The sequence below is a fragment of the Cellulomonas sp. WB94 genome, from assembly GCF_003115775.1.
GTDB lineage: Bacteria > Actinomycetota > Actinomycetes > Actinomycetales > Cellulomonadaceae > Cellulomonas_A.
This window is the reverse complement of sequence record NZ_QEES01000005.1, coordinates 64,749-90,145: the sequence shown is the minus strand read 5'-3', so window position 1 is coordinate 90,145 and position 25,397 is coordinate 64,749. Positions and strand designations below refer to the sequence as shown.

Sequence of the window (25,397 nt, the reverse complement as noted above, 5' to 3'; positions counted from 1 at the left end):
CCGGACGGCGAGTGCTGTCACGGCCAGCTCCGTTCGATGACCGGGACGTCGTACCGGCTCGGTGACGCGAGCGCCGACGGTGCGGCCTGGAGCGAGCTCGGCCTGCTGAGGTCGCCGCGCGGGTGGAGGGGCGGGATGGGTGGTGGCTGGTTGGGGTGGTAGGTCTCCCAGGTCTCGGTGGCGCTGAGCTCGGCGTGGGAGGTGGCGAGGATGCCGCGCAGAACGTCGAGTGCCGACGGCGACGGCTGAGCAGTGCCGGGCAGGCACTCGTCGGCGGCCGGTTCGGTGATGACGTAGGTGTGGTTGAGGTCTCGGCCGCGGGACATGGCGACGTAGAGGTCTTCGCGGGCCATGCCGGGGGCGGCGATGGTGTGGGTCTGGTCGACGGTGATGCCTTGGGTGCGGGCGGTGGTGGTGGCATACCCGAGCTCGACGTGGTCGGCGACGTAGGCGGCGGGCAACCGGACCGTGGCCCGGGCGTCGCGGCGGCGACCTATCTCTGCGGGTTGGACGTGGAGTGATCCGTCGGGGTCGATGGCGGCGACGTCCCACAGGGTGCCGTTGCGGACGAACCCGTCGGGGGTGTGTAGGTGGCGGTGGTTGTTGCGGGTGACGATGCGGTCGCCGACGCCGGCGGTGAGCCCGTCGTGCAGCTCGACGCCGTGGCGGGTGACGGTGCCGGCGCGGATGCCGGCGGTGCGGGCGGCGTTGTTGAGGTCGCGGACGGTGTGGTTGTCGGCGGCCTGCAGGACGGCGGTGTGCCCGTGGTCGCGGGCGTCGGTCCAGGCGGTCAGGGCGGTGGTGAGCATCTGGTCGTGGGTGCCGCCGGTGAGGGCGCCGTGGGCGTCGTAGGTGTCCAGGACGCTGGGGTGGGCGCGGCGTAGCTCGAGGCTGGCGCGGGCTTCCCAGGGGTGGGTGAACCGCCACAGGGAGGTGAGTTCGGCGGTGGGTCCGCGGCGGGCGAGCATCGCGAACGCCCCACCGGCGTCGACCGATCCGCGTTGCAGGTGGTCCCCGACCAGGAGCACGCGGGCGTCGGCGGCGGAGGCCTGGGCGACGAGCGCGGCCAGGGTGCGGGTGTCGGCCAGGGACGCCTCGTCGATGATGACGAGCTGGCCCGGGGTCAGGCGCCACCGGTCCTGCTCGGAGCGTGCCCGCGCCTGGGCTGCGCGGGCGTCGCGGATCGCTAGGACGTCCGTGGCACTGGCTTCGGCCTCGACGGCTTGGGCGTAGGTGGCGGCGCGGGTGTGGGCGCCGGGTCCGACGGACTCGTGCAGCCACTTCGCGGTCGTGTCACACGCCACCCCCAGGGAGCGTTGCAGGGTGTGCGCGGCGGTCGCCGACGGCGCCAATCCGAGGACGGGTCCGCAGGTGGACCGCCACGTGACGGCGACCGCGGCGAGGGTGGTGGTCTTGCCCGACCCGGCGGGTCCGACGAGGGCGTCGAGCAGGTGCGGTGAGGTCAAGATCGCTTCGGCGGCGATGCGTTGGTCGCCGACGAGGGTGTCCAGGGCCACCCGGGTCCGTACCGAGGCGCTGGCCAGGTCGCCCAGCTGGCGGGGCAGGTGCGCGGGGGTGGTGGCGGCGTCGATGAGGGTCTTCTCGGCGGCGAGGAGCTCGGTGGACGTGAACAGGGACTCACCCATGCGGCGCCGGTCGGGGTCGCGGGTGTCGTCCAGGTGCACGCACGCCGCCTCGGCCGAGACGGTCAGGTCGTTCAGCAGGCGCAGGCGTTCGGTGGGGGAGGCCATCCGCAGCGGCTTCGATGCCCGCAGCGCGGCGGCGCCGAGGTTCCAGGTCGTCCAGATCGACCGCCTGGTCGAGACCTCCTCGACGACCTGCGCGACCATGGCGGCGCGGACCTCGGGCCCGACGTCGTGCGCATGCAGGGCCCGCCCGTAGGTGCCGGCCAGGGCCCGGGCGGCGAGGTCGACCGGTTCCATTCCGGTCAGGGCCCAGGCCCGGTTCGCCCAGTCCGCCCGCAGGTCCCGCAGCGGCCGGATCACCTTGGGTGGGCGGGTGACCCGGGCCAGGTGCTGACGGGCGCGGGTCGTCTCGATGCGGGTCGGCTCCCGCCCGTGCTCGGCTGCGAAGGTGGCCGTCCAGTCGACCTCGGCGTCGTGGATCTGCTCGGCGCGGGCGGAGAACAGGGCCAGGACGTCGTCGCCGATGCCGTCGACCTCGAACGCGGGGTTGCGTCGCGGCCCGCGCTCACGCCGGGAGAATCCGACGGGCAGGCGCCGGGCGAGCTCGTCGGCCAGGAGAGTGTCGTACAGCTCGGAGACGGTGACCGCCGCGGCGTAGATGGCCTTGCCGTCCAGGGACCGCCACAACCCGTCGGGGCCCTGGACCTTGTTGGCGAGCACGACATGTGTGTGGAGGTTCGGGTCGCCGGCCCGGGTATCCCAGTGGTCGAACGCCGCGGCGATCATCCCGCGGGTGGTGACCTGCCGGCAGCCGCCGTCACCGACCCGGGTGCGGACCACGGTGTGCTCGACGAACGCCAACGCCTGGTCCAGGGCCGCCCGGTGGGCGGCGTACACGGCCGCCCGGGTCGGGTCGTCGCCCAGCCCCCACAGCACCGAGACGGACTTCAGCGCCGTGAACGTCAGATCGAACCCCACCACCGGCCTCTCACCCTGGAAGCCCCGACCGAGGGGTTCGCCGGTGATGGGGTCGTGTCCGTCGCGGAACACCGCGGCCATCGCCTCCTCGGTCACCCGGTCAACTGCCCGAACCCGGTGGGCGGGCTCGATGCCCAGGGCGTCCAGGCCCTCCCCGCACCACCGGCCGGGCGGGTTGCCGGTGGTCTCGTAGTACGCGGTGAGCGACGCGCCAGGTTCCAGACCGGCATCGCCCGCGGCGACCTGCCGGGTCAGGTAGGCGTACCCGTCACCTGCGACCAGCTTGTGCATCGACATCACCGCCATCACCTCCCGACCTGTCGACACCGTCAGGAGCAGGTAGGCGCGGATCGGCGCAACATGCGCAGCCCGCGGCCGCCAGTCCTCAGCGACGCCTCACCCGTAGGGGTGTTGGGGGAGGGCGCAACACCGGGTTGGGCCCCTCTTGATCGATAGCCGCGGCGATGACGGCCGCGACGCGGCAGGTCAGCGAGGCGATGATGGCCACCGCCACCGGGTCGGCGAGGCAAATCTGCCTGCCGGAGCCCCTTGGCGAACCCGCGCAATCAACGTACAGTTTTCTGTACAACGTGGGGAGGTGTGCGGTGAAGACCATGACGTACTCGCAGTCTCGAGCCCGCTACGCGGAGACTCTGGACGCCGTCGTGAACGACCGCGAAGAGGTCGTCATCACGCGTGCGGGCCATGACCCGGTCGTGATCGTCTCTCTCGCGGACTACGAGTCCCTGAAGGAGACGGCGTACCTGCTGCAGAACCCGGTCAACGCCCGCCGGCTGCTGAACTCGATCGAGCGCCTCGAGTCCGGTCAGGGCGTGGAGCGAGAGCTCGTCGAGTGAGGTTCGTCTGGGACGCCGACGCGTGGTCGGACTACCTGTACTGGCAAGTCCAGGACCGCCGGACCCTCAAGCGGATCAACGAGCTGCTCAAGGACATCGCCAGGGGCGCGGGTCAGGGCACCCCACACGAGGGCATCGGCAAGCCCGAAGCGCTCAAACACGGGCTTCACGGGTACTGGTCCCGCCGCATCACCGACGAGCACCGGCTCGTCTACAAGGTCGTCAACGACGAAGTCCGGATCGCGGCATGCCGCTCCCACTACGCACCCTGACGCTCGGAGTGCAAGGCGGGTCGTGCACGCACGGTGGTGTGTCTGCCGGGGCCGTCAATCGACCTTCGGGAGGGAGAGTCGAACCTCGCGGTAGCGCGGGCCAGCGAAGATCTCGGCTTCGCAAGCAATGACCGTGCCCCGATTCAGCAGTGCGCCGTAACGCGCGCCCTGCGCTGCGGTCATGGTCCCGACCACCTTGCCGTCGATGTGCGCTTCGACCGTGGGTGCGCCCGACTGATTGCCAGTGGGCACGATGCCAGGGTGCAGGGTCGCCCACACCGGACCGATCCAGCCTCCGCGCTCCAAGAGGGCGTCCTGGAAGTGCTGCTCACCTGTCACTGCGCACTCTCGCTCCGCCTCGAGAAGGATGGCACCGACGGGCGCACTGTTGCCGGGAACTGCTCTCTCCGGTTCTGAAAGGCGCAGGACGACCTGGTGACCGTCCCCGCGGCCGGCCTGGTAGATGCACGCCAGGCAACTCGCGACCAAGCCCGTGCTCTCAAGCTCTCTGAGCGTCGGCTGCCACCTCGCGGCGTCGTCGCGGGGGAGATACCCGACGGTGAGCCACTGCTCGCCGACCGCCATGCGCACTCTGACGGCGTTTGGGTCGTGCTTGTTGCGCGGTTCCCGCTCGAGCAGGGCGGTCTCACGCAGCCCGCCGTCCCAGTCGCCTACCGTCCCCGTGCGACGCCGCCCGACGACCCGGGCGAGGTCGTTGGCCCTGTAGTACTCGCCAGCGACGCTCTGCCGGCCTTGAGAGAAGAGCCGAACCGACCTGTTGGTACTTGCGAGCACGGACTCGGTCGGGGCTGGGTTCGCGGTGGCGCCGCTCGATCGCCCGGAGGACGGGGTCGGACGTGCGGCAGGCGTGGGCTTCTTGTAGTGCCGGTAGAACCAGACTGCTGCCACAACGATGAGCACCGCAAGGGGACGCCCCACGAAGGGCACTTGAGCAATGAGTGCTCCGGCAACGACGACTGCGCCGAAGTACAAGAGCCAACCCAGGGGACCCATGCGCCGACCGTAGCGTTTGCCGCGAGTTTCAACCGGCGTTCGGGGCATCGGATGCGATGACGGTCGGCCAGACTCCTCTTGCACCTCGTCGGAGCGGGGCTCGGCAGGCGATGGGCAGTGCCCGCAGCACCTTGGTCAGGGGTGGCGAAAGTCCAGACGCACCTCGGCCATCTCACCCCATGGTTCCGCGCAGGCGCATCGCCGCGGATCGTCCACAACACAGTTGAGGTCACGCTGACGCGGACATGATGGGGACATCGGCGCGCGTCCGGACCGCCCACGGGCTCGCCGCCCGCTGATGCGCGCAGGTCGAACTGCCGAGGTCGCTGATCCCGGACTTGAACCGAAGTTGGGCTGGTCCCACTACGGTGTAACTCACCCGCGCATAGAAAGGCTGTGCCGCACATGGACCTCCCTCTTGGTTTGGCGACCGCTCTGGAGTCCGGCAAAGGCGTCCTCTTCATTGGCGCGGGTGCGGGGCACGAGATGCGCACGCCTTCAGGAGCGCATGCTCCGACTGGAGAAGGTCTGGCTGCGTCGCTCGCGTCGCACTTCAAAGTCGACGCCGGTGATTCGCTCGATCTCGCCATGATCGCGCAAGTTGTGGAGAATCGGCATGGTCGCGCCAAACTGATCGCACATGTCGAGCGTGAACTCGCTAGCCTTGAGCCGAGTCAAGACCTTCAATGGCTAACCTCGCTGACCTGGAAAGCCATTTTCACAACGAACTACGACAACGCCATCGAGCGCGCCTATCAGCGGTCTGCTAATCCCACACAAACGCCGGTCACTGTTGCGACCAACTCCGAGGTGACGTCGTGGGATCCCCGATTCGAAGTTCCCATCTTTCATCTGCACGGCAGCCTGGCCTCGTCAACTGCGCGCGACGCTATCCTAATCACCCAGTCGGACTACGCGCGATTTCGTGTCCGGCGACAGATGCTCTTTGATCACTTCCGACTCTCATTCGCAGAATCGCCGATCCTGTATTTCGGCTATAGCCATCGAGATCCCAATTGGCAGATGATTACCCAAGAGGTCCGGGCTGAATTCTCGCCCAAAGACCCGCCGCCGTCCTATCGAATTGCCCCCGAGACGCCCGTACTCGAACGAGAATTGTTGGCCTCGCAAGGCGTAACGACACTCGACGGCGACCTCGGCCAGTTTCGATCGACGGTTGAGCTCGTCCTGGGATCGATACGCGTGGAGCCTTATAGGCTCGATGAACTTCGCTCGCACATTCCGACTGACCTGCATGAAGCGTTCGCTACGTCGCCCGCGGCCGTCTCGCGATTGCTCAATTCGTGGGACTATGTGAATCAAGCCGATTTTGCCAGTGCGCCGAACACGCGAGCCTTCCTAAGGGGGGATCGCCCCACATGGTCGCTTCTCGGCCAAGGGATCGGCTTCGAACGCGACCTCGAACAGCGTCTCGTTGACCGACTGCTCGATTTCGCGACAGATCCGAAGCCGCGAGTTACTTGCGAAGTCGTGCTGGGCCCTGCTGGCTATGGAACCACGACTCTCCTTATGGCGGTGGGGGCCTGGTTTGCGCGCAATCGAATCGGAAGAACCTTCTACCTAAAGCCGGGCATGGCACCAACGTCCGGTGATGTCGAGTTTGCGGCACGTTCTTACGACGGTCCTGTGGTCTTCGTCGTCGACAATGCTTCTGATCACATCGACGCCCTCGATGAGATTACTGAACTGCTCCGGAATATTCGGGTTCCAGCCTTTCTGCTCCTCGGTGACCGGCTAAATGAGTGGCGTGAACGTCGACCTTCGATCAAGCCATTCGAGTATTTGCTAGAGCCACTTTCAGATGACGAGATCACTCGACTTCTTGAGCGGCTGGAGACCCTTGGCGAACTCGGTTCGCTGAGTGCGCTATCAATCGAACTCCGAATCGCAGCAATTAAGCAGCGAAATCAGCAGGAGCTTCTCGTGACCATGAGAGAGGTCACGGAAGGAAAGGCCTTCGACGCGATTATCGAGGATGAGTTCAGGAATATCGCCGACCCCGCCGCCCAAGAGCTCTATGCGCTGGTCTGCGCATTCTCGCGGTCGCGCGCATTGGTGCGCGACATGCTTTGCGCGGAAGCGCTCGGGCACTCCACTTCGCGACTTTACGAAATTCTGGGACATAGCCTTGATGGAATACTTGCGTGGGAGACCGTCGATGCGGCGCGTGGCATCGAGGCCCTGAGGGCGCGTCACCAAGTAATTGCAGACATTGTATGGGACAGGTGCATTGACCGCCTCGAGCGGGAGCGACTCCTTCTCGCCGCGATTTCTGGCATCAACCTTACGTACGGACTGGATGCCAAAGCGTTTGAAGCGTTTACCCGAGATGACGATGCAGTCGACAGTCTCCAGACCCTCGAAGCCAAGACTCGATTCTTCGAAGACGCCTGTCGAAAGGATCCCGGGAACGCGTACGTGCTTCAGCATTACGCGCGAATGCTCAGGCGAGAAGGGCGGATCGAGTTGGCTCTCGGTCAAATTGACTCGGCAATACGCTTGGCGCCGAACGCGCGAATTCTGCAGCACACTCGAGGCGTAATCCTTCACGACGCAGCCATGGAAGCCACCAGCAGAGAAATGGGTCGACGCCGTCTAGCTCAGAGCGAGGATGCGTTCCGGGGGGCGATTAGGCGCTCTCCTAGAGATGAGTATAGTTTCCAGTCGCTCGCTGAGCTCTATCTTGACTGGGCCAAGCAGGCTAGTACGGATGCGGAGGCGATTGACTACGTCGCGAAGGCTCAAAACGTCGTTAGCGATGCTCTAGCCGTAGTGCGGAACCGCGAGGGCATCTATCTCGTTTCTTCGAAGATCGAGAAGTTTCTCGGAGATGAGTCTCGTCGGTTGGATGCCCTTCGTAGCGCTCTCGCTTCAGCCCCCACGAGCGCCGTCGTTCGCTATCTGCTCGGAAATGCGTTGCGGTTGACGGGCGCGTTCGGGGAGGCCGAGAGTGTCTTGAGGCTTGGTCTTCAAGATCATCCCGACGATCCGAACCTGGCCTGGGCGTTTGCGGTGACGCGATTCCAAAGCACCGGCTCATACGACGAATCTCTTGCCGTATTGCATCTTGCAAGATTGCGCGGCGAGCATGACCCCCGATTTATCGCAACGCTTGGTGGCATGCTAGTGATGAGCGGGCAACTCGATGAGGCTCAGGAGGTCTGGCGCAGGGCCGCGTCGCGGAATTTCGCGTTCGAGGATCGTGCACGGGTTGGTTTCCGTCCGGAGCCAACGAATGGACCAGTTGAGTTGCTGGGCCGTGTTCTGAGAGTGGCGTCGGGCTTTGCGTTCGTCGGGTCCGTCGGGATGCCCGACTTCTTCTGCCACAGTTCTCGATATTCCGGGCTGGTCTTGCGACCCGACCTTCCCGTCTATTTCACGGTCGGATTCTCGGCGCGAGGTCCGGTTGCTACCGCGATTCGGGCCGTGGGCCAGTAGCCCGATCGCGCGCGCGGAGCCGACTCAGCGCGGCCGCCGCGACGTTCGCCGCGACAAGTTGCTGTGCCGGCATGAGGTGGCTGTACCGCGAGTCCGTCGTCGCGTAGGTCTCGTGCCCCAGCCGTCGGGACAGAGTGAACATGTCCATCCCCTCGGCGAGCATCCAACTCGCATGGGTGTGGCGCAGGTCGTGGATCCGCGGCCGCTTCGACAGGCGCCGCGCGTCAGGGTCGGGCTCACCGTTCGAGTCCACCGGGTTCTGTGCCTTGGTGATCGCCGGCGTCCAGTGCGTCGCCCAGAACGTGTTGTTGCGGATCGGCCGACCGGCGACGTTAACGAACACCAGGTCGGTCCCGCGCCGGCCGGCAGTGACGTCCCGAAGCATCTCCGCAAGGTCGGGGGACAGCGAGATCGTCCGCCGCGACCGAGCCGACTTCGGCGCCCCGATGAACGGCTGACGGTCCCCGTCCTGCTTCCACGCCTTGTTGATGCGGATGGTCGGCGGGTGGGCGTCGAGCGAGAGGTCCTCGACGTGCAGCGCGGTCGCCTCTCCGAAGCGCATGCCGGTCCCGACGAGGGTGATGATGAACGGCCGGTAGTGCTCGATCAGGTTGTCCAGGATGAGGTCGAGGTCTTCCGGCTCGAGCACCACCATGTCGTCGCCGGCCCGCTGGTTGCCGGGGAGCCGCACGGCGGCGCACGGGTTGTCGGGCCGGTAGCCGAGTCGGACGGCCGTGTTCATGGCTGCCGAGAGCAGCCCGTGGACGTTGGCGATCGTCTTGTGCGATAGCCCCTTGGTCTGGAGCTCGCGGATCCACAGGGTCACCTGCTGCCACGTGAGCGCCTTGACCGGCAGCGCGCCGAGGTACGGGGTGATGTGGTCCCGTGCCCGCAGTCGGTACCCCGTGCGGGTGTCCTCGCCGACGCGATTGAGGAGCTCGATGTGCTCGCGGACGGCGTCCTCGACCGTCGGGCCGCCCTGGCGGATCGCGTTGGCCACTTCGACGGCGAGCGTGAGCCGCTGCCCGTTGGCGTCGAGCAGCTTGATCGTCTGCTCTGCCTGGCGCCGATCGTCGAAGGTCAGCGACTGCCGACCGGGCTGCGTGGGGTCTCGCCAGACGACGCGGAAGGCCACTGTGCCGTCCCCGCGAACGCGCTTTTCGATGCTCGCCACGTCACCATGGTGCATCTCATGGGGACAGATTTGTCCCCCTGTGGGGACCAAGCGTGCGTTTCCGCAGGTCAGAAGGGTGCCCCGAGTGGGATTCGAACCCACACTGGATCGGGTTTGAGCCGAACGCCTCTGCCGATTGGGCTATCGGGGCCGTGCAGCAGGGTACCGCGGGGCGGCGTGCTGACGCTCACAGCCCGATGAGCACGGAAGCCGCGCGCTCCGGCATTACGCTGCTACCTGTGAGCACCAACGACGCGACGCCGACCACCCCCGCCGAGTCGGCGAACAGCCCCTTCGACCTGACGACGCCCCCGCAGGCGCCTGCGGTCGAGCTGCCCGCCGCTGACGCCCCCTCGCGCCCCGCGCGCCGTGCGGTCGTCGCGGAGGACGAGGCGCTCATCCGCATGGACGTCGTCGAGTCGCTGCGCGAGGCGGGCTTCGACGTGGTCGGCGAGGCCGGCGACGGTGAGACGGCCGTGAAGCTGGCGATCGAGCTCAAGCCGGACGTCGTCGTGATGGACGTCAAGATGCCGATCCTCGACGGGATCACGGCAGCCGAGCGGATCGGCAAGCTCCACCTCGCGCCGGTCGTCCTGCTGACGGCCTTCTCGCAGAAGGAGCTCGTGGAGCGTGCGCGCGACGCCGGCGCGATGGCCTACGTCGTCAAGCCTTTCAGCCCGGCGGACCTGCTGCCTGCCGTCGAGATCGCGATCTCGCGCTACGCGCAGATCACGGCCCTCGAGTCGGAGGTCGCGGACCTCGCGGAGCGCTTCGAGACCCGCAAGCGCGTCGACCGCGCCAAGGGCCTGCTCATGACGAAGATGGGCCTGACAGAGCCGGAGTCGTTCCGCTGGATCCAGAAGACGTCGATGGACCGTCGCCTGACGATGCGTGAGGTTGCTGACGCCGTCATCGAGCAGGTCGGCGGCGCGGCGAGCTGATCGCCGTCGGGCGCGAGTCGCCCGATGCTCGTCCATGGCGGGCGCCGTGGGCTCTGCGGGCTCTGGTCACGGTTCGGCAACGACCTCAGACCGACCAATGATCGTCACGTCGCCGACACATGGTGTGCGTAGTTTCCGTCGAAAGCCCCAGGGGCCTTCGACGGCCCCCGGTTCGCTGCACTCGGACAAAGGGGAGTACCCGCACATGACTCGTACGACGTACGCGGCCCGTAGCGCCGCCCTGATCGGCGCCCTCGCTCTGACCCTCGCTGCCTGTGCCTCATCGTCAGCAACCCCGGGCAGCACCGCGAGCGCCAGCAGCGCTCCCGCCAGTGCCGGTGGCCTGGTCGTCGGCACCCTGCTGCCGCAGACTGGTTCGCTGGCCTTCCTCGGCCCGCCCGAGATCGCGGGCGTCAACCTCGCGATCAAGGACATCAACGACGCCGGTGGGGTGCTCGGGTCGGACGTCACGGTCGAGCACGCCGACTCCTCCGACGGTGACCACGCCGAGGTCGCGACCCAGTCGGTGACGGACCTGATCTCCAAGAAGGTCCAGGCCATCATCGGTGCGGCGTCCTCGACGGTCACGCTCAACGTGATCGACGACGTGACCGCCGCCAAGATCGTCCAGATCTCGGGTGCGAACACGGCCACCAAGCTCTCCGGCTACTCGCCGTTCTACTTCCGCACCGCACCGCCGGACACGGTCCAGGGCGCCGCACTGGGCTCGCTGATCGTGTCGGACCAGGTCAAGAAGCTCGGCATCCTCGTGTTCAACGACGACTACGGGACGTCGCTGCGCGACGTCATCGTCAAGACCGTCGAGGAGAGCGGGGTCGAAGTCACGTACGGCAAGGCGGGCCAGGAGTTCGACCCGGCGGCGAGCGACTTCAAGAACGACGTGACGTCGGTCCTCGCGACCCAGCCTGACGCGATCGCCATCGTCGCGTTCGACCAGACGAAGCAGATCATCCCCGACCTCGTGGCTGCCGGGTTCGACGCCTCGAAGCTCTACCTGGTCGACGGCAACACGTCGAACTACTCGAAGGACTTCCCGGCCGGCACGCTCAAGAATGCGCAGGGGACGATCCCCGGCGCCTTCCCGACCGAGGAGTTCCAGGGTCGCCTCAAGAGCATCGACTCGACGCTGACGGACTACTCGTACGCGGCCGAGTCGTACGACGCGACCATCCTGGCCGCACTCGCAGCCGTGGCCGGGAAGGGCACGGACGGGGCGACGATCCAGAAGAACATGGCGGCGGTCTCTGGCGCCGACGGTGGTGACGAGTGCACGTCCTTCAAGGACTGCGTCGCGCTGCTCGACTCCGGCAAGGGGATCACCTACAAGGGTCAGGCGGGCGTCGGTCCGTTCAACGCCAAGAACGACCCGTCGTCGGCGTACATCGGCGTCTACCAGTACCAGGACGACAACTCCTACAAGTTCATGAAGTCGGTCTTCGGCGAGAGCTGATCGACCGCAGTCGCAGGGCCTGAGCACGACGACGGGGCCCGGTGGGGGAGTGATCCCCGACCGGGCCCCGTCGTCGTGGGTGCACGTCCGCGGTGGCGGGGCAGCGGTGATGGGGCCGTGCAGGACGGTTCGAGGTCGGCAGCGGCGCGCGTCAGCCTGTGTGGGCGCGCGTGACCGGCTGACGCGCCCTGGGTAGTGGAGGCACGCCAGCCGGTGAAGTCGATCAGCTGGCTGCGGCGTCCTTGTCGACGTCGGCCGCGAGGGTGCCGAGGTACAGCTCGATGACCTTCGGGTCGTTCATGAGCTCGCGGCCGGGGCCCGAGTAGGCGTTGCGCCCCTGGTCCAGCACGTAGCCCCGGTCACAGATCTGCAGGGCACGGCGCGCGTTCTGCTCGACGATGACGATCGAGACCCCAGCCTTGTTGATCTTCCGGGTCCGGATGAACGTCTCGTCCTGGCGGACGGGGGAGAGGCCGGCGGACGGCTCGTCGAGGAGCAGGACGGACGGGTTCATCATGAGCGCGCGCGCCATGGCGACCATCTGCCGTTCGCCGCCCGAGAGGGAGCCGGCACGCTGCTTGCGCCGGTCCCCGAGCACGGGGAAGAGGTCGACGATGAACTCGAAGCGCTCCGTGAATGTGCGCGGCGCCTGGTACACGCCCATCTGCAGGTTCTCCTCGATCGTGAGCGAGGGGAAGACGTTGTTGTTCTGCGGGACGAACCCGACCCCGCGACGCACGAGCGCGTCGGCGCGGTGGTTGGTGATGTCCTCGCCGGACAGAGTCACGCGGCCCGACCGGACCGTCACGAGCCCGAAGAGGGCCTTGAGGAGGGTCGACTTGCCGGCTCCGTTGGGGCCGATGACCCCGACGAGCTCGCCGGGGTGCACGACGAGGTCGCACCCGTTGAGGATGTCGACCCCCGGCAGGTAGCCGGCGACGAGGTTCTCGGCGATCAGCAGCGGCTCGCCGGCGGGCGCACCCCGGTGCGTGTCGGGTGCGGTGGTCGCAGCGGCGCTGGACGGCGGGACGGCGGTCATGACTGCCCCTCTCGGGCGCGCGGGGGGACGTCGTCCTCGAGCAACGAGTCGTCGCCGAGATCGGTGTCGTGGTGGGCGCCGAGGTAGGCGTCGATGACGGCGGGGTCCTTCATCACGGACTCGGGTGGCCCCTCGGCCACGATGCGGCCCTCGGCCATCACGACGACCCAGTCGGAGATGTGCCGGACCATGTGCATGTCGTGCTCGACGAAGAGGACCGTGGTGCCCTCGTCGCGTAGCGCCTGGATGTGTCCGAGGAGCGACTGTGTGAGGGCCGGGTTCACCCCCGCCATCGGCTCGTCGAGCATGATCATCGTCGGCTTGCTCATCAGTGCGCGCGCCATCTCGAGCAGCTTGCGCTGGCCGCCCGAGAGGCTTCCCGCGAAGTCGTCGCGCTTCGTCTCGAGCTTGAACCGGACCAGCAGCTCCTCGGCCTGCGCGGTGATCTCCCGCTCGCGGGGCCGCCACAGGCTCGGCACGAGGGCCGCGAAGAGGTTCTCTCCGGGCTGGTGCGTCGCACCGAGCCGCATGTTCTCGATGACGGTCATGCGGTTGAGGGCCTTGGTCAGCTGGAAGGTGCGGACCATCCCGGACCGCGCGACCCGGGCGGCGCTCACTCCGGCGAGCGGGGTGCCCTCGAACGTCCACCGCCCGCTGCTCGGCCGGTCGAACCCGGTCATGAGGTTGAACAGGGTCGTCTTCCCGGCGCCGTTCGGGCCGATGAGGGCGGTGATGGCGTTGCGCTGCACCTCGAGGTGGGCGACGTCGACGGCGGCGATCCCCCCGAAGTGCCGGGTCACGTCGTCGGCCACGAGGATCGGGTCGGGCTTGACCGCTCCGGGCTTGCGGTGGACGTGCTGGAGGTCGCGCGCGGCTGTCGTGCGGAAGTCCTGGCCGGTCTGCTCAGCGGACATTGATCGCCAGCTCCTTCTTGTCGCCGAGGACTCCTTGCGGCCTGAAGATGACGAGGAGCATGAGCGTGACGCCCACGATCACCCAGCCGAGCTGCTCGATCTGCCCGGTCGACATCACCGTGTCCGGGATCCCGTCGCGCATGAGCGACTTGATGAGCATGAGGCCGGCCCAGAACACGATCGAGCCGAGCACCGGACCGAACACGGTGGCCGCACCGCCGAGCAGCAGGATGGTCCACACGAAGAACGTCATCGGGCGGCCCATCGAGTCGGGCTGGACAGCTCGCGGCAGCACGTAGACGATGCCGGCGAGGGCGCCGATGACGCCGCCGAGCACGAGCGACTGCATCTTGTACGCGTAGACGCTCTTTCCGAGCGATCGGACCGCGTCCTCGTCCTCCCGGATGCCCTTGAGGACGCGTCCCCAGGGGCTCCGGAGGAGCAGGAACACGAAGAGGCACGCCAGCGCGACGACGGCCCACGCGACGATCCGGATCCACCAGCTGTTGGAGAAGTTGTTCGAGTAGCTGAACGGCCCGATGTCGGTCGTGCCGTCGGGCAGCGGGGACAGCGCCTGGAACGTGGCCTTGTAGCTGTCGCCGCGCAGGCCGGACGACGCACCCGTGAGGGAGGTCAGGGCGGTCGAGCGACCGATCAGCCGGACGATCTCCGCGGCGGCGATCGTGACGATCGCGAGGTAGTCACCGCGCAGCTTGAGGGTGGGGATGCCGAGCACGAGGGCGAACACGGCCGCGGCCGCGATCGCGACGAGCGCGGCCGCCCAGATGGGCCAGCCGGCGATCGTCGCGATGGCGAAGCCGTACGCGCCGAGCAGCATGAACCCGGCCTGCCCCATGTTGAGGAGCCCGGTCAGGCCGAAGTGGATGTTGAGCCCGATCGCGGCCAGCGCGTAGGCCGCCGTCGTCGGGGCGATGATCTCGCCGGCGACGTTGGTGAGGATGCGTGTCCAGTCCATGGGAGACCTCCGTTAGCCGATGCGCTCGGCGCGGCCGAGGATGCCCTGGGGCCGGAACAGCAGCACCAGGATGAGGATGAGAAGTGCGCCCGCGTAGCGCATGTCGTTGGGGATCACGAGGCTCGACATCTCGACGACCAGGCCGATCACGAGCGAGCCGGCGAGGGCACCGAACGCCGCGCCGAGCCCGCCGAGGGTCACGGCCGAGAACATCAGGAGCAGCATCGCGCCGCCCATGTTCCAGCTCGTCGCGTTGAGGTAGAGCCCCATGAGCACGCCGCCGAGCCCGGCGAGGCCCGCCCCGAGCGTCCACACGATGCGGACGATCTTCTCGACGCTGATGCCCGACGCGGCCGCCAGCGCGGGGCTGTCGGAGACGGCCCGGGTGGCCCGCCCGACCCGTGTCGCGAGCAGGAAGTACGACACTGCGGCGAGCGTGATGATCGCGATGACGACCGAGATGATGGTCATCCGCGTCAGCGTCACCGGACCCATCGTCACGACGTCGGGTGCGGTGGTGATGATGCGCAGCTTGTCGCCGCCGAAGAAGAACTGGAACCCGTACTGCAGGGCCATCGACAGGCCGATCGTGACGATCATCTGCTGGGTCGTGCCGACGCGGCGCCGGCGGAGCGGGTGCCACAGCCAGGCGTCCTGCGCCCACCCGCTCGCGGCCGACAGGGCCACGGCGACCACTGCCGCGACGATCAGCGGCAGCCCGACGAGCTGGCAGAACACGTAGGCGAGGATCGCGCCGAGGGTGACCTGCTCGCCATGGGCGAAGTTGCTCAGGCCGGTCGTGCCGTAGATGAGTGACAGACCGATGGAGGCCAGCGCGAGCAGCAGGCCGAAGACCAGCCCGCTCGCTGCCTGCTGCGCGACCCGGGCCCCGTTGAAGCCGCTCCCGCTCCCGGCCTCGCTCGCGACGTCGCCGCCGTCGGAGGCGCCGGGGGTGGCGGACGCCGTGCTCCCGGGGCCCGCGGATCCCATCCCGCTGACGAGGGCGAACCGCACGTTCGTGGAGGAGGCGAGGCGGACCTGCGTGGTGCGCGGGTTCGTCGACGTGTCGGACAGCGCCTGCCCCGGCGGGAGGGTCGCGACGTCGAGCGTGACGGTGTACTTGCCGTCCGCCGTCACGGGAGCGCTCCAGGTGCCGTCGGCGCCCGTCGTCGTGCTGACGCTGCCCGCGGCGCCGTCGACGGTGATGCCGACGGCCGCAAGAGGCTGACCCGCGGACGACCGGATCGAGCCCTCGACACAGCCCGTGGCGGCGTCCGGGAGGCACGGGCCGTCGGCGACCGCTGGTCCGGCGGTGAGGAGAGGGAGGGCAAGCGCGGCGAGCGTCACGACAGCGAGTCGTCCCCGCCAACCGTTCAGTGCTCGGCCCAGCGCTGACGCACCACGCACGGGGGACCTCCGTTCGGTGGCCGATCGTTCGCTGTGGCAGATCACAGCGCGTCTCGGCGGGTCTCACGGACAGTAGGAGCCGTATGTGTCGTCGGCGTTTCGGGCGGTGACGCGGCCGTGTCGGATCTTGACCCGGTTTGTGGACTAGGCACGGGGGGTCGGAGTTTGCCATGATGCGACGGGCGTCGGAGGCGGGGGACTGCGGCCACGCGGCGGACGGGTGAGCCCGTTCTGCCGGGCATTCCACGACGAAGGAGGTCCGACGTGCGTTCAAGCGTTCAGGTGCGTGCGGCCGAGCCGGACGACCTCACCTCGCTGGTCCGGCTGTGTCTCGAGGCGCGCGCCGAGTCCACCGTCGGGGCCCAGCTTTGCTCGAACGACAGCGAGAGCCTGCGGCACCAGATCGGTGCCCTGCTCGCCGCACCCGGCGGCGTCGTCCTCGTCGCGACGGTCGACAGCGCGCCCGCCGGCCTGCTGCTCGCGCGCCTCGTCGGGCCCAGCGTCTTCAGCGACCTCGTGAGCCTCGCGGTCGAGGCCGTCTACGTGGCGCGGGACGACCGGCGTCGCGGCGTCGGGCACGCGCTCCTGGCGGGTGCCGTGGACGTCGCGGAGGAGGGCGGTGCGACCGACGTGTACGCGTCGCCGCTGCCCGGTGCCCGCGGGATGCTGCGGTTCTTCGCCCGCATGGGATTCGCACCCGCCGCGACGCACCGGGTCGTCAGCACCGCATCGCTTCAGCGTCGGCTCGCGGGTGAGGCGGCCTCCGGCCTCGGCGCCCGACGCGGGGGACGCGCGATCGAGGACCTCATCGCACGCCGTCGGCAGGTCCGCGCCGCGAGCCAGCTGGACCCCGCGGACGTCCGGATGGTCCGCGGGTCGAGCGCGGATCAGGTGCGGGGGGCGGCGATCAGCATGCAGGTCAGCCGCGCGGTCGCGAGCCGTCGCGCCTCGGAGTCCTCGACGACGATCTCGTAGGACGCGAGCGACCCACCCCGGTGCGCGGCCGTCGCGACCCCCGTGACGATGCCGGCGCGCGCCGAGCGATGGTGCGTGATGTTGAGCTCGATCCCGACCGCGATGCGCCCGGGCCCGGCGTGAGCGGTGGCGGCGAGCGAGCCCAGCGTCTCCGCGAGGACCGCGGAGGCCCCGCCGTGCAGCAGCCCGTGCGGCTGGGTGTTGCCCTCGACCGGCATCGTGGCCACCGCGCGCTCGGCGCTGACCTCGAGCACCTCGATGCCCATCCGGGCCAGGAGCGTGCCGGGAACCTGCTGTGCGGAGCCGTCGTCGGTCATGGCCAGTAGTTTGGTGCGGACCGCCACCTGCAGTCTAGCGGGGTTCCATGCCGCTGGACCTACGATCTACGTGGTGTAGCGCTGTGACTGGACGCGCGCAACGCACATCAAGTATCATGGCGACAACAGAACCAGTGCCCTGGGGCGGGCACCGCGCTCGGGAGGAGGAGAGAAGGATGCCCAAGAAGCTGATCCCGGACTTCAAGGTCCGCCAGATGCTTCGCGCCGGCCACACCCACAAGGAGATCGTGGAGGCCCTGGCCCGCGAGGACTACATCACGGTGACGCCGCAAGCCATCTCCGCCTGGGCCCGACGCAACGGTGTCGACACGCCATCCCGAGCCCGCACCGGGTACCCGTGGCGGATCGCCCCGGAGCACCGGCAGATGCTGCCCGTGCGCGCGATCCAGTGGTGGACGCGGCAGGAGGCGGGGGAGGTTCTGCCGGCGGGCGCGAAGCGTCGACTGGACGCCGTGCTCGAGAAGCTGGACGCTGCCGACGCCGTGTTCCACTACGACCCAGACACGATCGAGGGCTGGTGGACGGTTCCCCGTCGCCCGGGCGATCACAGGATGTACCGGGACATCACCCGCAACCCGGTGGACGTGGACGCCTGACCGCGACACGCCCGACACGCCGGTGAGGCGCCCGAAGGGCAGACCGTTCATGGAGCCTGGGTACACTGTTTGTACCAAGCAATCATGACAATAGGCGAGCGCATCAAGCGCTCGCCATTGCTTTGTTACTAGCGATGTGACGCGCGCGAGAGCGCGCCCCGTCCGGTTCGTCCGGTTCGCCCTGGACCCTCACAGCCGAGGCACAGCGATCACCCGAACGGCCCAGTTGACAGCGGTACGCGCCGGGACTAGACCAGGTGTACCGGCCTTTTGCACGATCCCACCGCGCCACCGCGGCCCCACGTACATCAGCGTCGGGGACGACACGCCGATGTGTCGCAGGTGCGGCACCGCGGCGTGGTACGCTGTAACATGTACCCAGGAGAAGCCGTTTCGGAGGTGCAAGCGATGACCAGCATGACAATCACCCCGGTCCCGGTGGGCGTCTTCCCGTCGACAATGCCTGATGAACAAGTGCAGGTCGGGGTGCTGGTGTTCACCCCGGAGCAGTGGGAGCTGGACGTGCAGCTCGGTGAGGCGGTCACGTCGATCGCTGACGAGGCGATCCGTGCCGCTCACGCCGACGGATGGAGGTCGTTCAACTCCGCGTTCGCGTACGCCGAGTACGACGACGACGGCGACGAGCCGGACCCGGTGGACCTGGACGCGGTGATGTTCTACCGGGTGATCAAGTGACGTTCGTCGGCCGGCCGCCCCGCGGCCTGTCCTACTCGCAGCGCAGCAGCTTCACCCGCTGCGGTGAGGCGTACCGGCTCACCAAGATGTTCCGCGTCCCGGAGAACCCAGCCTGGAACCTGATCGGCGGGTCCGCCGTGCACAAGGTGACCGAACTGGAAGACCTGGCCGCGCACGGCGCGGACGTGAAGGTGCTCACCTTTGCGGAGGCGCTGCAGCTGGGCATCGACGAAGCCGTCGAGAAGTCAGGGCTCCCCGAGTCGGAGTTCCGGGCATCCGGCCGCAAGTCGAACGCGTGGCCCGACAAGGAGAACAAGGCGTGGTGGCTGCACCACGGCCCCGTCATGGTGCAGCGGTGGCGCGACTTTGTGCGCACCGTGCCGTGGGACCTGGCCGAGTTCCCCGACGCTGAGGGTGAGCTGCGGCCGGCGGTGGAGATCGAGCTGGACATTCAGGTGTCCGGCACCACCATCAAGGCGTTCGTCGACCGGGTGTTCCGCCGGCGGGCGGACGACGCGCTGGTGGTGGTCGACTTGAAGTCGGGTGCCGACCCGTCCGCCCCGATCAGCTGGGCGTGTACAAGGTGGGGCTCGAGCAGGCGTTCGGTGAGCCTGTCGCGTGGGGCACGTTCTGGATGGCCCGCACCGGGTCCACCACTGAGGTGTTCCCGATGGCCCCGTTCACGCACGAGCGGTTGGAGTGGGAGTACGAGACGTTCCGGTTCTCCCGGGACACCGGCCTGTACCTGCCCAACCCGGGGCAGATTTGCTCGTACTGCTCGGTGAGCGAGTTCTGCTACGTGCAGTCGGGTGCCCGGGCCGACGAGATCCCCCGCCCCTGGGAGCAGTGGCAGGGCAACCAGGAAGGGACGTCAGCGGCATGAGTGTTGTAGCGTACAGCGGGCGGATCGACGCAACCAACCCGTACAGCAGTTCGGGCGACTTCGATGTCGCCTACGACCACGGCGCGGAGGCGGCGATCGAGGCGCTGCTGCTCGGGCACTCCGTGTCGAAGGTGGCGGAGGATCACCTGCTGCTCGACGACGGCACACTGCTCCGCCTGGTGGGCAACGAGGGCGGGTGTTCATGCGGCGGGGGCGACTACGACCTGACCGAGCTGAACGACGTGGACAACATCATCACGGCCGTCGAGTTCGAGGTGGGCGACGGCGCCGACTACTTCACCGCCTACCGCATCTTTGTGCTGGCCGGCGACAAGCGGATCAACCTGGCCACGTTCGAAGGCGACGACGGAAGCGGCTACTACGGCACCGGCTACTACGTGATGGTCCGCCGCCCCGCGGCCGAACCTGGTGTTGCAGCGGACAGCGCAGGGGTGCCGCGGTGAACGCGCACCGGCGACTGTTCTCCTGCCCGTCGTGCCACACGATCCTGTCCGAGTGCGCGGAGCCGCACTGCAAGACGAAGTGCCCGGTCGGGTGGGTGCGGTGCAAGAAGTGCCACATCACCATCAACCCGGCCACCGGCCGGTTCTTCGAGAACGTCGGGGCGTGACGTGACCAGCCCTTGCCGCGTATGTGGGGACTGCGGTCGCACGTTCACCGTGGACCGCCCCAGCCGTCGGAGGCGGTTCTGCAGTCGGTCGTGCGCGATGCGGACGCGCTGGGCGGAGACGCCTCACCGAGGGGTCGATGCGCCCGCCTACAGGGATGGCCACACCCTGCACCCGCTCTACCAGACGTGGTTGACCATGCGTCGGCGGTGCAAGTCGCCCACTAATTCGGCCTACGCCAACTACGGCGGCCGCGGCATCACCGTGTGCGACCGCTGGGACCAGGACTTCTGGGCGTTCGTGGAGGACATGGGCCCTCGGCCGCTCGGGCTCACCTTGGACCGGATCGACAACGACGGTCCGTACGCCCCCGGCAACTGCCGGTGGGCAACCTACTCGGAGCAGCGGCGCAACCGCCGCTCGCCCGCCCGCCAGCGGGCAGCAGAGGGGAACTGACATGGACAGCATGTCCGACAAGATCGCGGGCCTCATCAGGCACGAGTGGGGGAACAGGCTGATCGACCTGCCCGACGGGGAAACCCGCTGGGTGCCGCCGGTTCGTGACGGCGGAGCCACCGACCAGCTGATCACGCTGTCCGTCGGCATCGCCCTGGCCTTGATCGGTCAGGCCCACGCGGCGGAGGGCGACGTGAAGCGCGGCGACACCGTGCTGGTGGAAGGGGTGGTCGCGGAGGTCACCCCCGGTGAACCGTTCGGCACGGTGACGGTGGCGTTCCCGTTCGCCACCGACCCGGACGGCCTTCTCGACGGCGTGGCTGTTGTAGCGCCGCGGGTGATCGTGTACGCAACAAGCGAGGAGAGCAAGTGAGCGACGAGCAGGCCGTGCTGACGGCATCGTTCAAGGGTGACGGCGGGTTCGACGCGCCGCTGCTGGTGGTGCGGGCCGAGACTCCGCACGACATGCTGCAGCGTCTGGACGCGCTGGCCTCCACGGGGATCCTGGCGAAGGTGGCGCAGATCGCCCGGGAGATGCACGGCGTGTACGCCGCCGACCAGGGCCTGCGGCCGACCGCCACCGTGGTGGTCCCGGATCCCGCGTACCCGCAGCCCCCGATCTCGCAGCCGCAGGTCCAGCAGGCCGCGTACCCGCAGGCGCCCCCGCAGATCGTGCCCGGCCCGGACGTGAACAACAACGGGTGGGGCGCGACGCAGCCGCAGCCCGGGTACCAGGCGCAGGCGGCCGGCGGCTACCAGCCGGCCCCCGTCCCGCAGCAGCAGCCGGGCGCTCCGTTCACGGAGACGGACCGGTACGGGAACACGTTCGTGTACAACGACCCGGCCGCACCCATGTGCGCGCGTGGGCCCATGGTGAAGGCCACCCGCATGAAGCGGGACAACAGCGGCACCTACACGATGTGGCTGGACCCGGCCCACAAGGCGTGCCCGCTGTGGAAGAAGCAGGGCAACCCGCCGGTGGACCCGTCCCAGCTGGCCCCTGACCAGTGGCTGAACAAGCGATGAGCACCGTCATCAAGTCCTCGTTCCTGCGGACGCCCTTGACCCTCACGGACGAGAACGGCCGCACGGTGGGCGTCTCCCTCCGGGGTGAGCGGACAACCATCTGCGGGTCGTTCAACCGCACCGGGCTCCTGGACGCCGTGCAGTCGGAACTGGGTGTGCGGCTGGTGCCGGACGACGCCATCGTCATCGACAAGGCCGACCTGCCTCCGGTGTCGAGCGGTGATGGGACGAGGGGCGCGACGCGTTCCTTCCTGCTGTGGGACTCCGACACGTACGACTCGCTGATGGCGGACGCCCGCGCGCTGATCGCCCTGGCCGAGCACCGGAAGGTCCACCCGCCGGTCGACGAGGCGCAGGTGAAGGCGCTGGCCAGGCTGATCGACGTCCAGGACCCGGACGTGATCGCGCGTGCGATCCTCCGCTCCGGCAAGGTCACGGTGACCCTGTGAGCGCCCTGGTGTTCCTGGACACCGAGACGACCGGCCTGGACGAGGACGACCACATCTGGGAGTTCGCGGCCATCCGGCGCGACTCGGACGGTCAGGAGACGCAGATCCAGTTCCAGCTCGAGCACGACGTCACCAAGGTGGCGCACCTGCCCGAGAAGTTCCGGGTCGACCACGACGCCCGGTACAACCCGGACGAGGCACTACCGGCCGTGCTGGCGGCCGCACTCATCGACGACATCACCCGGCCCGACGACCGGACGGGCGCCAAGATGCGCCCGGTCGGCGCCGTCGTCGACTTCGACATGCGGCGTCTGGAACGGCTGCTCCGCCAGTACGGGTTCACCCCGCGGTGGAACTACCACACGCGGTGCGTCGAAACCTTGTACGCCGGGGCGACCGGTGAGGACGTGGACGGGCTGTCCCGCGTGGCCGACGAGCTGGGTATCGAACACCCGGCTGAGCACACCGCCATGGGCGACGTGCTGACCACGCGGGCCGTCTACAACGCGGTGATGGGGTCCTGAGCACGTGCTGACCGCCAGTCGTTCGCTGGGCCGGGCCGTCGAGACCGGGCGGCCCCTGCCCGAGGTGCCGGGACTGGAAGACCTCTACCGAGGCTACTTCCGGTGCCGGCCCCGCCGGGGGCAGGTGTGCCTGATCGCCGGCCAGCCTGGCGCCGGGAAGTCGGGGCTGGCGTTGTGGTGGGTCGACCAGATGAACATCCCCGCCCTGTACCACTCCGCGGACATGGCGCCGCACACGGCGGTCACCCGGCTGGCCGCCATCCGCACCGGCGACGCCGTGTCGGAGGTGTCGGAAGGCTTGGCGGGTGCCGGGGACGCGTACTACGCGGCGGCGTTGGAGTCCAGCAAGATCCGGTTCTGCTTCGACCCGAACCCGACGTTGGACACCATCTACGAGGAGATCGAAGCGTGGGTGGAGCTGACCGACTCGTTCCCGCAGGTGATCGTCATCGACAACCTGATGGACGTGTTGGGGGACGGCGACAACGAGACGGCCATCTACAAGGCGGTCCTGTTGGAGGCGAAGACGATCGCCCGTGAGACGGGCGCGGCCGTGTTCGTGCTGCACCACATGTCGGAGGCGGCCGGGCACCCGGACGACCCGCCTGCCCGCAAGTTCATCTTGGGGAAGGCCGCGCAGACGCCGGAGGTGATCCTGTCGGTGGCGTTGGGGAGTCCGGCGAGTTCAAGGTGTCGGTGGTGAAGCACCGCAACGGCAAGCAGTCGGCGTCCGCGCAGATTTTCCTCCGGTTGCGGGCCGACCCGGCGCACAGCCGGTTCGAGAAGTGGGTTCCAGGGTCCACGCCGGCGGCGCCGGCGCCCGAGGAGAAGTGGTGGCAGTCGTGAGTGGTCAGCAGCGGGGCAGTCGCATCGAGGTGATTCACGAGCCGACGCCGGAGCAACTGGCGCCCGTGTTCGTGGAGGACGAGACGACGAAGATGCACGTGTACGTGGCCGGCCCCATGCGGGGCATCCCCGGGTTCAACTTCCCGGCGTTCAACGACGCCACGGCCCGCCTGCGGGCGGCCGGGTTCGCGGTGTTCAACCCGGCGGAGCGGGACATCGCCCACGGGTTCACCGGTGAAGGCATGACCGGGTTCGAGGACCTGAACGACGGCGAGAACCGGTTCAACCTGCGGGACGCACTCAACGACGACCTGTCGTGGATCGCGCAGCACGCCGACGCCATCTGCGTGCTGTCCGGGTGGGAGAACTCGGCCGGCGCGCAAGCGGAGATGGCCCTGGCTGCCGCACTGGGGCTGCGGGTCGGGTTCGTCTTCGAGTTCGAGGATGGCCGCACACTGGCGACTGCGGCGGACGCGCTGCGGCAGGCGGCGGACGAAGACCGGTTCATGCGACCGCCGCAGCGGGTCCACTACCTGACCCCGGAGGAGTTGCCGTCCATGCGGCACGCCGTGCTTGATCCTGGTGTTGCAGCGTACAGCGGTGAGCTGCACAGGCTCGAGGACGTGGCCGCAGAGTTCGGGGTCGACCTGGACGGCGAGTACGTCGTCTCTGACGAAGTGCGGGTCACCTCGAGCACGGGTGGGCAGAAGGGCAAGAAGCCGGCCCAGTTCAGCCTGATCCCGACCGGACCGCTGAACTTGCTGGCCAAGCACTACGGGCGCGGCGCGCAGAAGTACGCGCGGGTGAACGGCAAGGACAACTGGCGCAACGGCTATGAGTTCTCGCTGTCCTACGACGCCGCGCTGCGGCACCTGACCGCGTTCTGGGGTGGTGAGGACGTGGACCCGGAGACGGGCAGCCTGCACGTCATCTCGGCGGCCTGGCAGTGCTTCACGCTGGCCGAGTTCCTGTCCCACCCCGAGCTGGTGGCCCAGTTCGACGACCGACAGGACGGTGCAGCGTGACCGCCGACCGGATCGAACTGGCGCGAGTGATCCGCGATGTGACCGACGCGTGGGAGGAGCCTCTCGACGAGGTTCACGACGTGCCGCAGATCGTCAACGCCGTCCTGGCATGGCAGGCATCCCGCCCAGACGTCCCCGCGGGAGCGAGCGGTGTAGATCGCTGCTCATACTGCGGGCGAGTCGATCAGCACGTCGAGGTCGGCACAGAGGACAACGGGGTGCCAACAGCCATCTGCGGCGACTGCGAGCAGGAGCCGCAGTATCTGACGGGCGTGCCAGAGGACTGGATGTTCGATTCGAAAGACGAGCTCGTGGAGAAGGCGTTCGAGGCCGGGTGTGCCTGGCACCACTACCATCACCACGACCCGTCCGCACTGGACATCCCCGCCGCTGGTCTGCGGGTCACGCGGGAGGCGGTGACCGATGTCGAGGTCGGCCGATTCCTGAGCGAGTGGTTGGACGACAATGCCCCGCTGAACGAGCGCCGATACCTGCATGCGGCTCGTGCGCTCGCCAGGAAGTACCCCGCCCTCGGCGTGACCGTCGCGGATGAGGTGCAGCCGTGAGCGCCCCGTTCGAGGCCCGGTTCGCGGGCCTGTGCGCTGAGTGTGACCGGCGGATCCTGCCCGGCGACCTGGTGCGGTTCCAGGACGACGAGCTGGTGCACGACGACCACGCGAACGACCCGCCGGCCACCCGGCCGGACGGCCCGGTGTGCCCGCGGTGCTGGCTGACCCGGCCATGCGAGCACGACGACGACTTCAAGCTGATCGTCCCCAACCCTCTGGGAGGTGCGTCGTGAGCGA

At 68.4% G+C, this 25,397-nt stretch carries 29 protein-coding genes and 1 tRNA gene; 21 read left to right on the top strand and 9 right to left on the bottom strand.

The window, feature by feature from the left end:
* Window positions 1-17 precede the first annotated feature (17 nt).
* On the bottom strand, window positions 18-2,921 hold the full coding sequence (mobF, locus tag DDP54_RS15865) for a MobF family relaxase (RefSeq protein ID WP_109133138.1): 2,904 nt from the start codon (window positions 2,919-2,921) through the stop codon (window positions 18-20).
* 308 nt (window positions 2,922-3,229) lie between these two features.
* Between mobF and DDP54_RS15860 the strand changes: the two genes are divergently transcribed.
* Together DDP54_RS15860 and DDP54_RS15855 are read left to right on the top strand one after the other, a co-directional pair.
* Entirely contained in the window at window positions 3,230-3,481 is a 252-nt protein-coding gene (locus tag DDP54_RS15860; protein WP_109132980.1) for a type II toxin-antitoxin system prevent-host-death family antitoxin, read from the top strand.
* Window positions 3,478-3,753 carry a Txe/YoeB family addiction module toxin gene (locus DDP54_RS15855; protein WP_109132979.1) on the top strand — a complete coding sequence of 92 codons (276 nt, stop codon included), beginning with the start codon at window positions 3,478-3,480 and terminating at the stop codon, window positions 3,751-3,753. The genes DDP54_RS15860 and DDP54_RS15855 overlap by 4 nt, the downstream gene beginning before the upstream one ends.
* 54 nt (window positions 3,754-3,807) lie before the next feature.
* On the opposite strand, the gene DDP54_RS15850 is transcribed toward DDP54_RS15855, so the two are convergent.
* Window positions 3,808-4,767, bottom strand: a complete 960-nt coding sequence (locus tag DDP54_RS15850) for an HIRAN domain-containing protein (protein WP_158274553.1) — start codon at window positions 4,765-4,767, stop codon at window positions 3,808-3,810.
* 405 nt (window positions 4,768-5,172) lie between these two features.
* Between DDP54_RS15850 and DDP54_RS15845 the strand changes: the two genes are divergently transcribed.
* Entirely contained in the window at window positions 5,173-8,226 is a 3,054-nt protein-coding gene (locus tag DDP54_RS15845; RefSeq protein ID WP_109132977.1) for an SIR2 family protein, read from the top strand.
* Here DDP54_RS15845 and DDP54_RS15840 read toward each other — a convergent pair.
* Window positions 8,198-9,400: a site-specific integrase gene (locus DDP54_RS15840; RefSeq protein ID WP_158274552.1), complete on the bottom strand. Its 1,203-nt coding sequence runs from the start codon at window positions 9,398-9,400 to the stop codon at window positions 8,198-8,200. The two genes, DDP54_RS15845 and DDP54_RS15840, sit on opposite strands and share 29 nt — an antisense overlap.
* A gap of 77 nt (window positions 9,401-9,477) precedes the next feature.
* Window positions 9,478-9,551, bottom strand: a tRNA-Leu gene (locus DDP54_RS15835).
* A gap of 181 nt (window positions 9,552-9,732) precedes the next feature.
* Between DDP54_RS15835 and DDP54_RS15830 the strand changes: the two genes are divergently transcribed.
* Window positions 9,733-10,341 (top strand): response regulator, encoded by a 609-nt coding sequence (locus DDP54_RS15830; RefSeq protein ID WP_242448553.1) that lies wholly within the window; start codon window positions 9,733-9,735, stop codon window positions 10,339-10,341.
* Window positions 10,342-10,546: 205 nt separating this feature from the next.
* Complete coding sequence (locus DDP54_RS15825) at window positions 10,547-11,812, top strand: ABC transporter substrate-binding protein (protein ID WP_109132974.1); 1,266 nt, start codon at window positions 10,547-10,549, stop codon at window positions 11,810-11,812.
* Between the two features lie 223 nt (window positions 11,813-12,035).
* Here the strand turns inward: DDP54_RS15825 and DDP54_RS15820 are convergent, their stop codons facing one another.
* The 4 genes from DDP54_RS15820 to DDP54_RS15805 are packed head-to-tail and all read right to left on the bottom strand — an operon-like array spanning window position 12,036 to window position 16,088.
* Entirely contained in the window at window positions 12,036-12,851 is an 816-nt protein-coding gene (locus DDP54_RS15820) for an ABC transporter ATP-binding protein (RefSeq protein ID WP_109132973.1), read from the bottom strand.
* Window positions 12,848-13,765, bottom strand: a complete 918-nt coding sequence (locus DDP54_RS15815; RefSeq protein WP_109132972.1) for an ABC transporter ATP-binding protein — start codon at window positions 13,763-13,765, stop codon at window positions 12,848-12,850. The genes DDP54_RS15820 and DDP54_RS15815 overlap by 4 nt, the downstream gene beginning before the upstream one ends.
* Window positions 13,755-14,741, bottom strand: coding sequence for a branched-chain amino acid ABC transporter permease (locus DDP54_RS15810; RefSeq protein WP_109132971.1), 987 nt, complete (start codon window positions 14,739-14,741; stop codon window positions 13,755-13,757). Before DDP54_RS15810 ends, DDP54_RS15815 begins: the two co-directional genes overlap by 11 nt.
* Window positions 14,742-14,753: 12 nt before the next feature.
* Window positions 14,754-16,088, bottom strand: coding sequence for a branched-chain amino acid ABC transporter permease (locus DDP54_RS15805; protein WP_242448527.1), 1,335 nt, complete (start codon window positions 16,086-16,088; stop codon window positions 14,754-14,756).
* Window positions 16,089-16,412: 324 nt separating this feature from the next.
* Here DDP54_RS15805 and DDP54_RS15800 point away from each other — a divergent pair, with 324 nt between their 5' ends.
* Window positions 16,413-17,123, top strand: coding sequence for a GNAT family N-acetyltransferase (locus DDP54_RS15800; protein WP_109132969.1), 711 nt, complete (start codon window positions 16,413-16,415; stop codon window positions 17,121-17,123).
* Here the strand turns inward: DDP54_RS15800 and DDP54_RS15795 are convergent.
* Entirely contained in the window at window positions 17,036-17,440 is a 405-nt protein-coding gene (locus DDP54_RS15795; RefSeq protein WP_109132968.1) for a hotdog fold thioesterase, read from the bottom strand. The genes DDP54_RS15800 and DDP54_RS15795 overlap by 88 nt on opposite strands.
* Before the next feature lie 176 nt (window positions 17,441-17,616).
* On the opposite strand from DDP54_RS15795, the gene DDP54_RS15790 reads away from it, so the two are divergent.
* From DDP54_RS15790 to DDP54_RS15730, 15 genes are all read left to right on the top strand, one after another.
* A complete protein-coding gene (locus DDP54_RS15790) occupies window positions 17,617-18,057 on the top strand; it encodes a hypothetical protein (RefSeq protein ID WP_109132967.1) in 441 nt (146 codons plus the stop codon).
* Window positions 18,058-18,465: 408 nt separating this feature from the next.
* Window positions 18,466-18,753: a hypothetical protein gene (locus tag DDP54_RS15785; protein ID WP_146192459.1), complete on the top strand. Its 288-nt coding sequence runs from the start codon at window positions 18,466-18,468 to the stop codon at window positions 18,751-18,753.
* A gap of 574 nt (window positions 18,754-19,327) precedes the next feature.
* Window positions 19,328-19,636, top strand: a complete 309-nt coding sequence (locus tag DDP54_RS18735; protein ID WP_242448526.1) for a hypothetical protein — start codon at window positions 19,328-19,330, stop codon at window positions 19,634-19,636.
* Entirely contained in the window at window positions 19,600-20,100 is a 501-nt protein-coding gene (locus DDP54_RS15775; protein ID WP_158274550.1) for a hypothetical protein, read from the top strand. The genes DDP54_RS18735 and DDP54_RS15775 overlap by 37 nt, the downstream gene beginning before the upstream one ends.
* Window positions 20,097-20,267, top strand: a complete 171-nt coding sequence (locus DDP54_RS18275; protein WP_158274549.1) for a hypothetical protein — start codon at window positions 20,097-20,099, stop codon at window positions 20,265-20,267. Before DDP54_RS15775 ends, DDP54_RS18275 begins: the two co-directional genes overlap by 4 nt.
* A gap of 190 nt (window positions 20,268-20,457) precedes the next feature.
* On the top strand, window positions 20,458-20,721 hold the full coding sequence (locus DDP54_RS15770) for a hypothetical protein (protein ID WP_146192458.1): 264 nt from the start codon (window positions 20,458-20,460) through the stop codon (window positions 20,719-20,721).
* 10 nt (window positions 20,722-20,731) lie between these two features.
* The gene (locus tag DDP54_RS15765; RefSeq protein ID WP_146192457.1) at window positions 20,732-21,094 is read left to right on the top strand and encodes a hypothetical protein; all 363 of its coding nucleotides are present in this window, start codon (window positions 20,732-20,734) and stop codon (window positions 21,092-21,094) included.
* Window positions 21,091-21,747, top strand: a complete 657-nt coding sequence (locus DDP54_RS15760) for a hypothetical protein (protein WP_109132961.1) — start codon at window positions 21,091-21,093, stop codon at window positions 21,745-21,747. The genes DDP54_RS15765 and DDP54_RS15760 overlap by 4 nt, the downstream gene beginning before the upstream one ends.
* A complete protein-coding gene (locus DDP54_RS18270; protein ID WP_109132960.1) occupies window positions 21,744-22,196 on the top strand; it encodes a hypothetical protein in 453 nt (150 codons plus the stop codon). Before DDP54_RS15760 ends, DDP54_RS18270 begins: the two co-directional genes overlap by 4 nt.
* Window positions 22,193-22,720 (top strand): exonuclease domain-containing protein, encoded by a 528-nt coding sequence (locus DDP54_RS15750; protein WP_109132959.1) that lies wholly within the window; start codon window positions 22,193-22,195, stop codon window positions 22,718-22,720. The genes DDP54_RS18270 and DDP54_RS15750 overlap by 4 nt, the downstream gene beginning before the upstream one ends.
* Before the next feature lie 4 nt (window positions 22,721-22,724).
* Window positions 22,725-23,423 (top strand): AAA family ATPase, encoded by a 699-nt coding sequence (locus DDP54_RS15745; protein ID WP_109132958.1) that lies wholly within the window; start codon window positions 22,725-22,727, stop codon window positions 23,421-23,423.
* Entirely contained in the window at window positions 23,420-23,566 is a 147-nt protein-coding gene (locus tag DDP54_RS18265; protein ID WP_158274548.1) for a hypothetical protein, read from the top strand. The genes DDP54_RS15745 and DDP54_RS18265 overlap by 4 nt, the downstream gene beginning before the upstream one ends.
* On the top strand, window positions 23,554-24,591 hold the full coding sequence (locus DDP54_RS15740) for a dATP/dGTP diphosphohydrolase domain-containing protein (protein ID WP_242448525.1): 1,038 nt from the start codon (window positions 23,554-23,556) through the stop codon (window positions 24,589-24,591). The genes DDP54_RS18265 and DDP54_RS15740 overlap by 13 nt, the downstream gene beginning before the upstream one ends.
* Window positions 24,588-25,157 (top strand): hypothetical protein, encoded by a 570-nt coding sequence (locus DDP54_RS15735; protein WP_109132957.1) that lies wholly within the window; start codon window positions 24,588-24,590, stop codon window positions 25,155-25,157. The genes DDP54_RS15740 and DDP54_RS15735 overlap by 4 nt, the downstream gene beginning before the upstream one ends.
* Window positions 25,154-25,393 carry a hypothetical protein gene (locus DDP54_RS15730; RefSeq protein WP_109132956.1) on the top strand — a complete coding sequence of 80 codons (240 nt, stop codon included), beginning with the start codon at window positions 25,154-25,156 and terminating at the stop codon, window positions 25,391-25,393. The genes DDP54_RS15735 and DDP54_RS15730 overlap by 4 nt, the downstream gene beginning before the upstream one ends.
* Window positions 25,394-25,397: the final 4 nt, after the last annotated feature.

What these genes read in the sequence shown, in the direction of transcription:
- mobF (WP_109133138.1), bottom strand. Translation starts at nt 2,921, where the DNA reads ATGTCGATGCACAAGCTGGTCGCAGGTGACGGGTACGCCTACCTGACC.
- DDP54_RS15850 (WP_158274553.1), bottom strand. Translation starts at nt 4,767, where the DNA reads ATGGGTCCCCTGGGTTGGCTCTTGTACTTCGGCGCAGTCGTCGTTGCC.
- DDP54_RS15845 (WP_109132977.1), top strand. Translation starts at nt 5,173, where the DNA reads ATGGACCTCCCTCTTGGTTTGGCGACCGCTCTGGAGTCCGGCAAAGGC.
- DDP54_RS15825 (WP_109132974.1), top strand. Translation starts at nt 10,547, where the DNA reads ATGACTCGTACGACGTACGCGGCCCGTAGCGCCGCCCTGATCGGCGCC.
- DDP54_RS15820 (WP_109132973.1), bottom strand. Translation starts at nt 12,851, where the DNA reads ATGACCGCCGTCCCGCCGTCCAGCGCCGCTGCGACCACCGCACCCGAC.
- DDP54_RS15815 (WP_109132972.1), bottom strand. Translation starts at nt 13,765, where the DNA reads ATGTCCGCTGAGCAGACCGGCCAGGACTTCCGCACGACAGCCGCGCGC.
- DDP54_RS15810 (WP_109132971.1), bottom strand. Translation starts at nt 14,741, where the DNA reads ATGGACTGGACACGCATCCTCACCAACGTCGCCGGCGAGATCATCGCC.
- DDP54_RS15795 (WP_109132968.1), bottom strand. Translation starts at nt 17,440, where the DNA reads ATGACCGACGACGGCTCCGCACAGCAGGTTCCCGGCACGCTCCTGGCC.
- DDP54_RS15790 (WP_109132967.1), top strand. Translation starts at nt 17,617, where the DNA reads ATGCCCAAGAAGCTGATCCCGGACTTCAAGGTCCGCCAGATGCTTCGC.
- DDP54_RS15785 (WP_146192459.1), top strand. Translation starts at nt 18,466, where the DNA reads ATGACCAGCATGACAATCACCCCGGTCCCGGTGGGCGTCTTCCCGTCG.
- DDP54_RS15765 (WP_146192457.1), top strand. Translation starts at nt 20,732, where the DNA reads ATGTCCGACAAGATCGCGGGCCTCATCAGGCACGAGTGGGGGAACAGG.
- DDP54_RS18270 (WP_109132960.1), top strand. Translation starts at nt 21,744, where the DNA reads ATGAGCACCGTCATCAAGTCCTCGTTCCTGCGGACGCCCTTGACCCTC.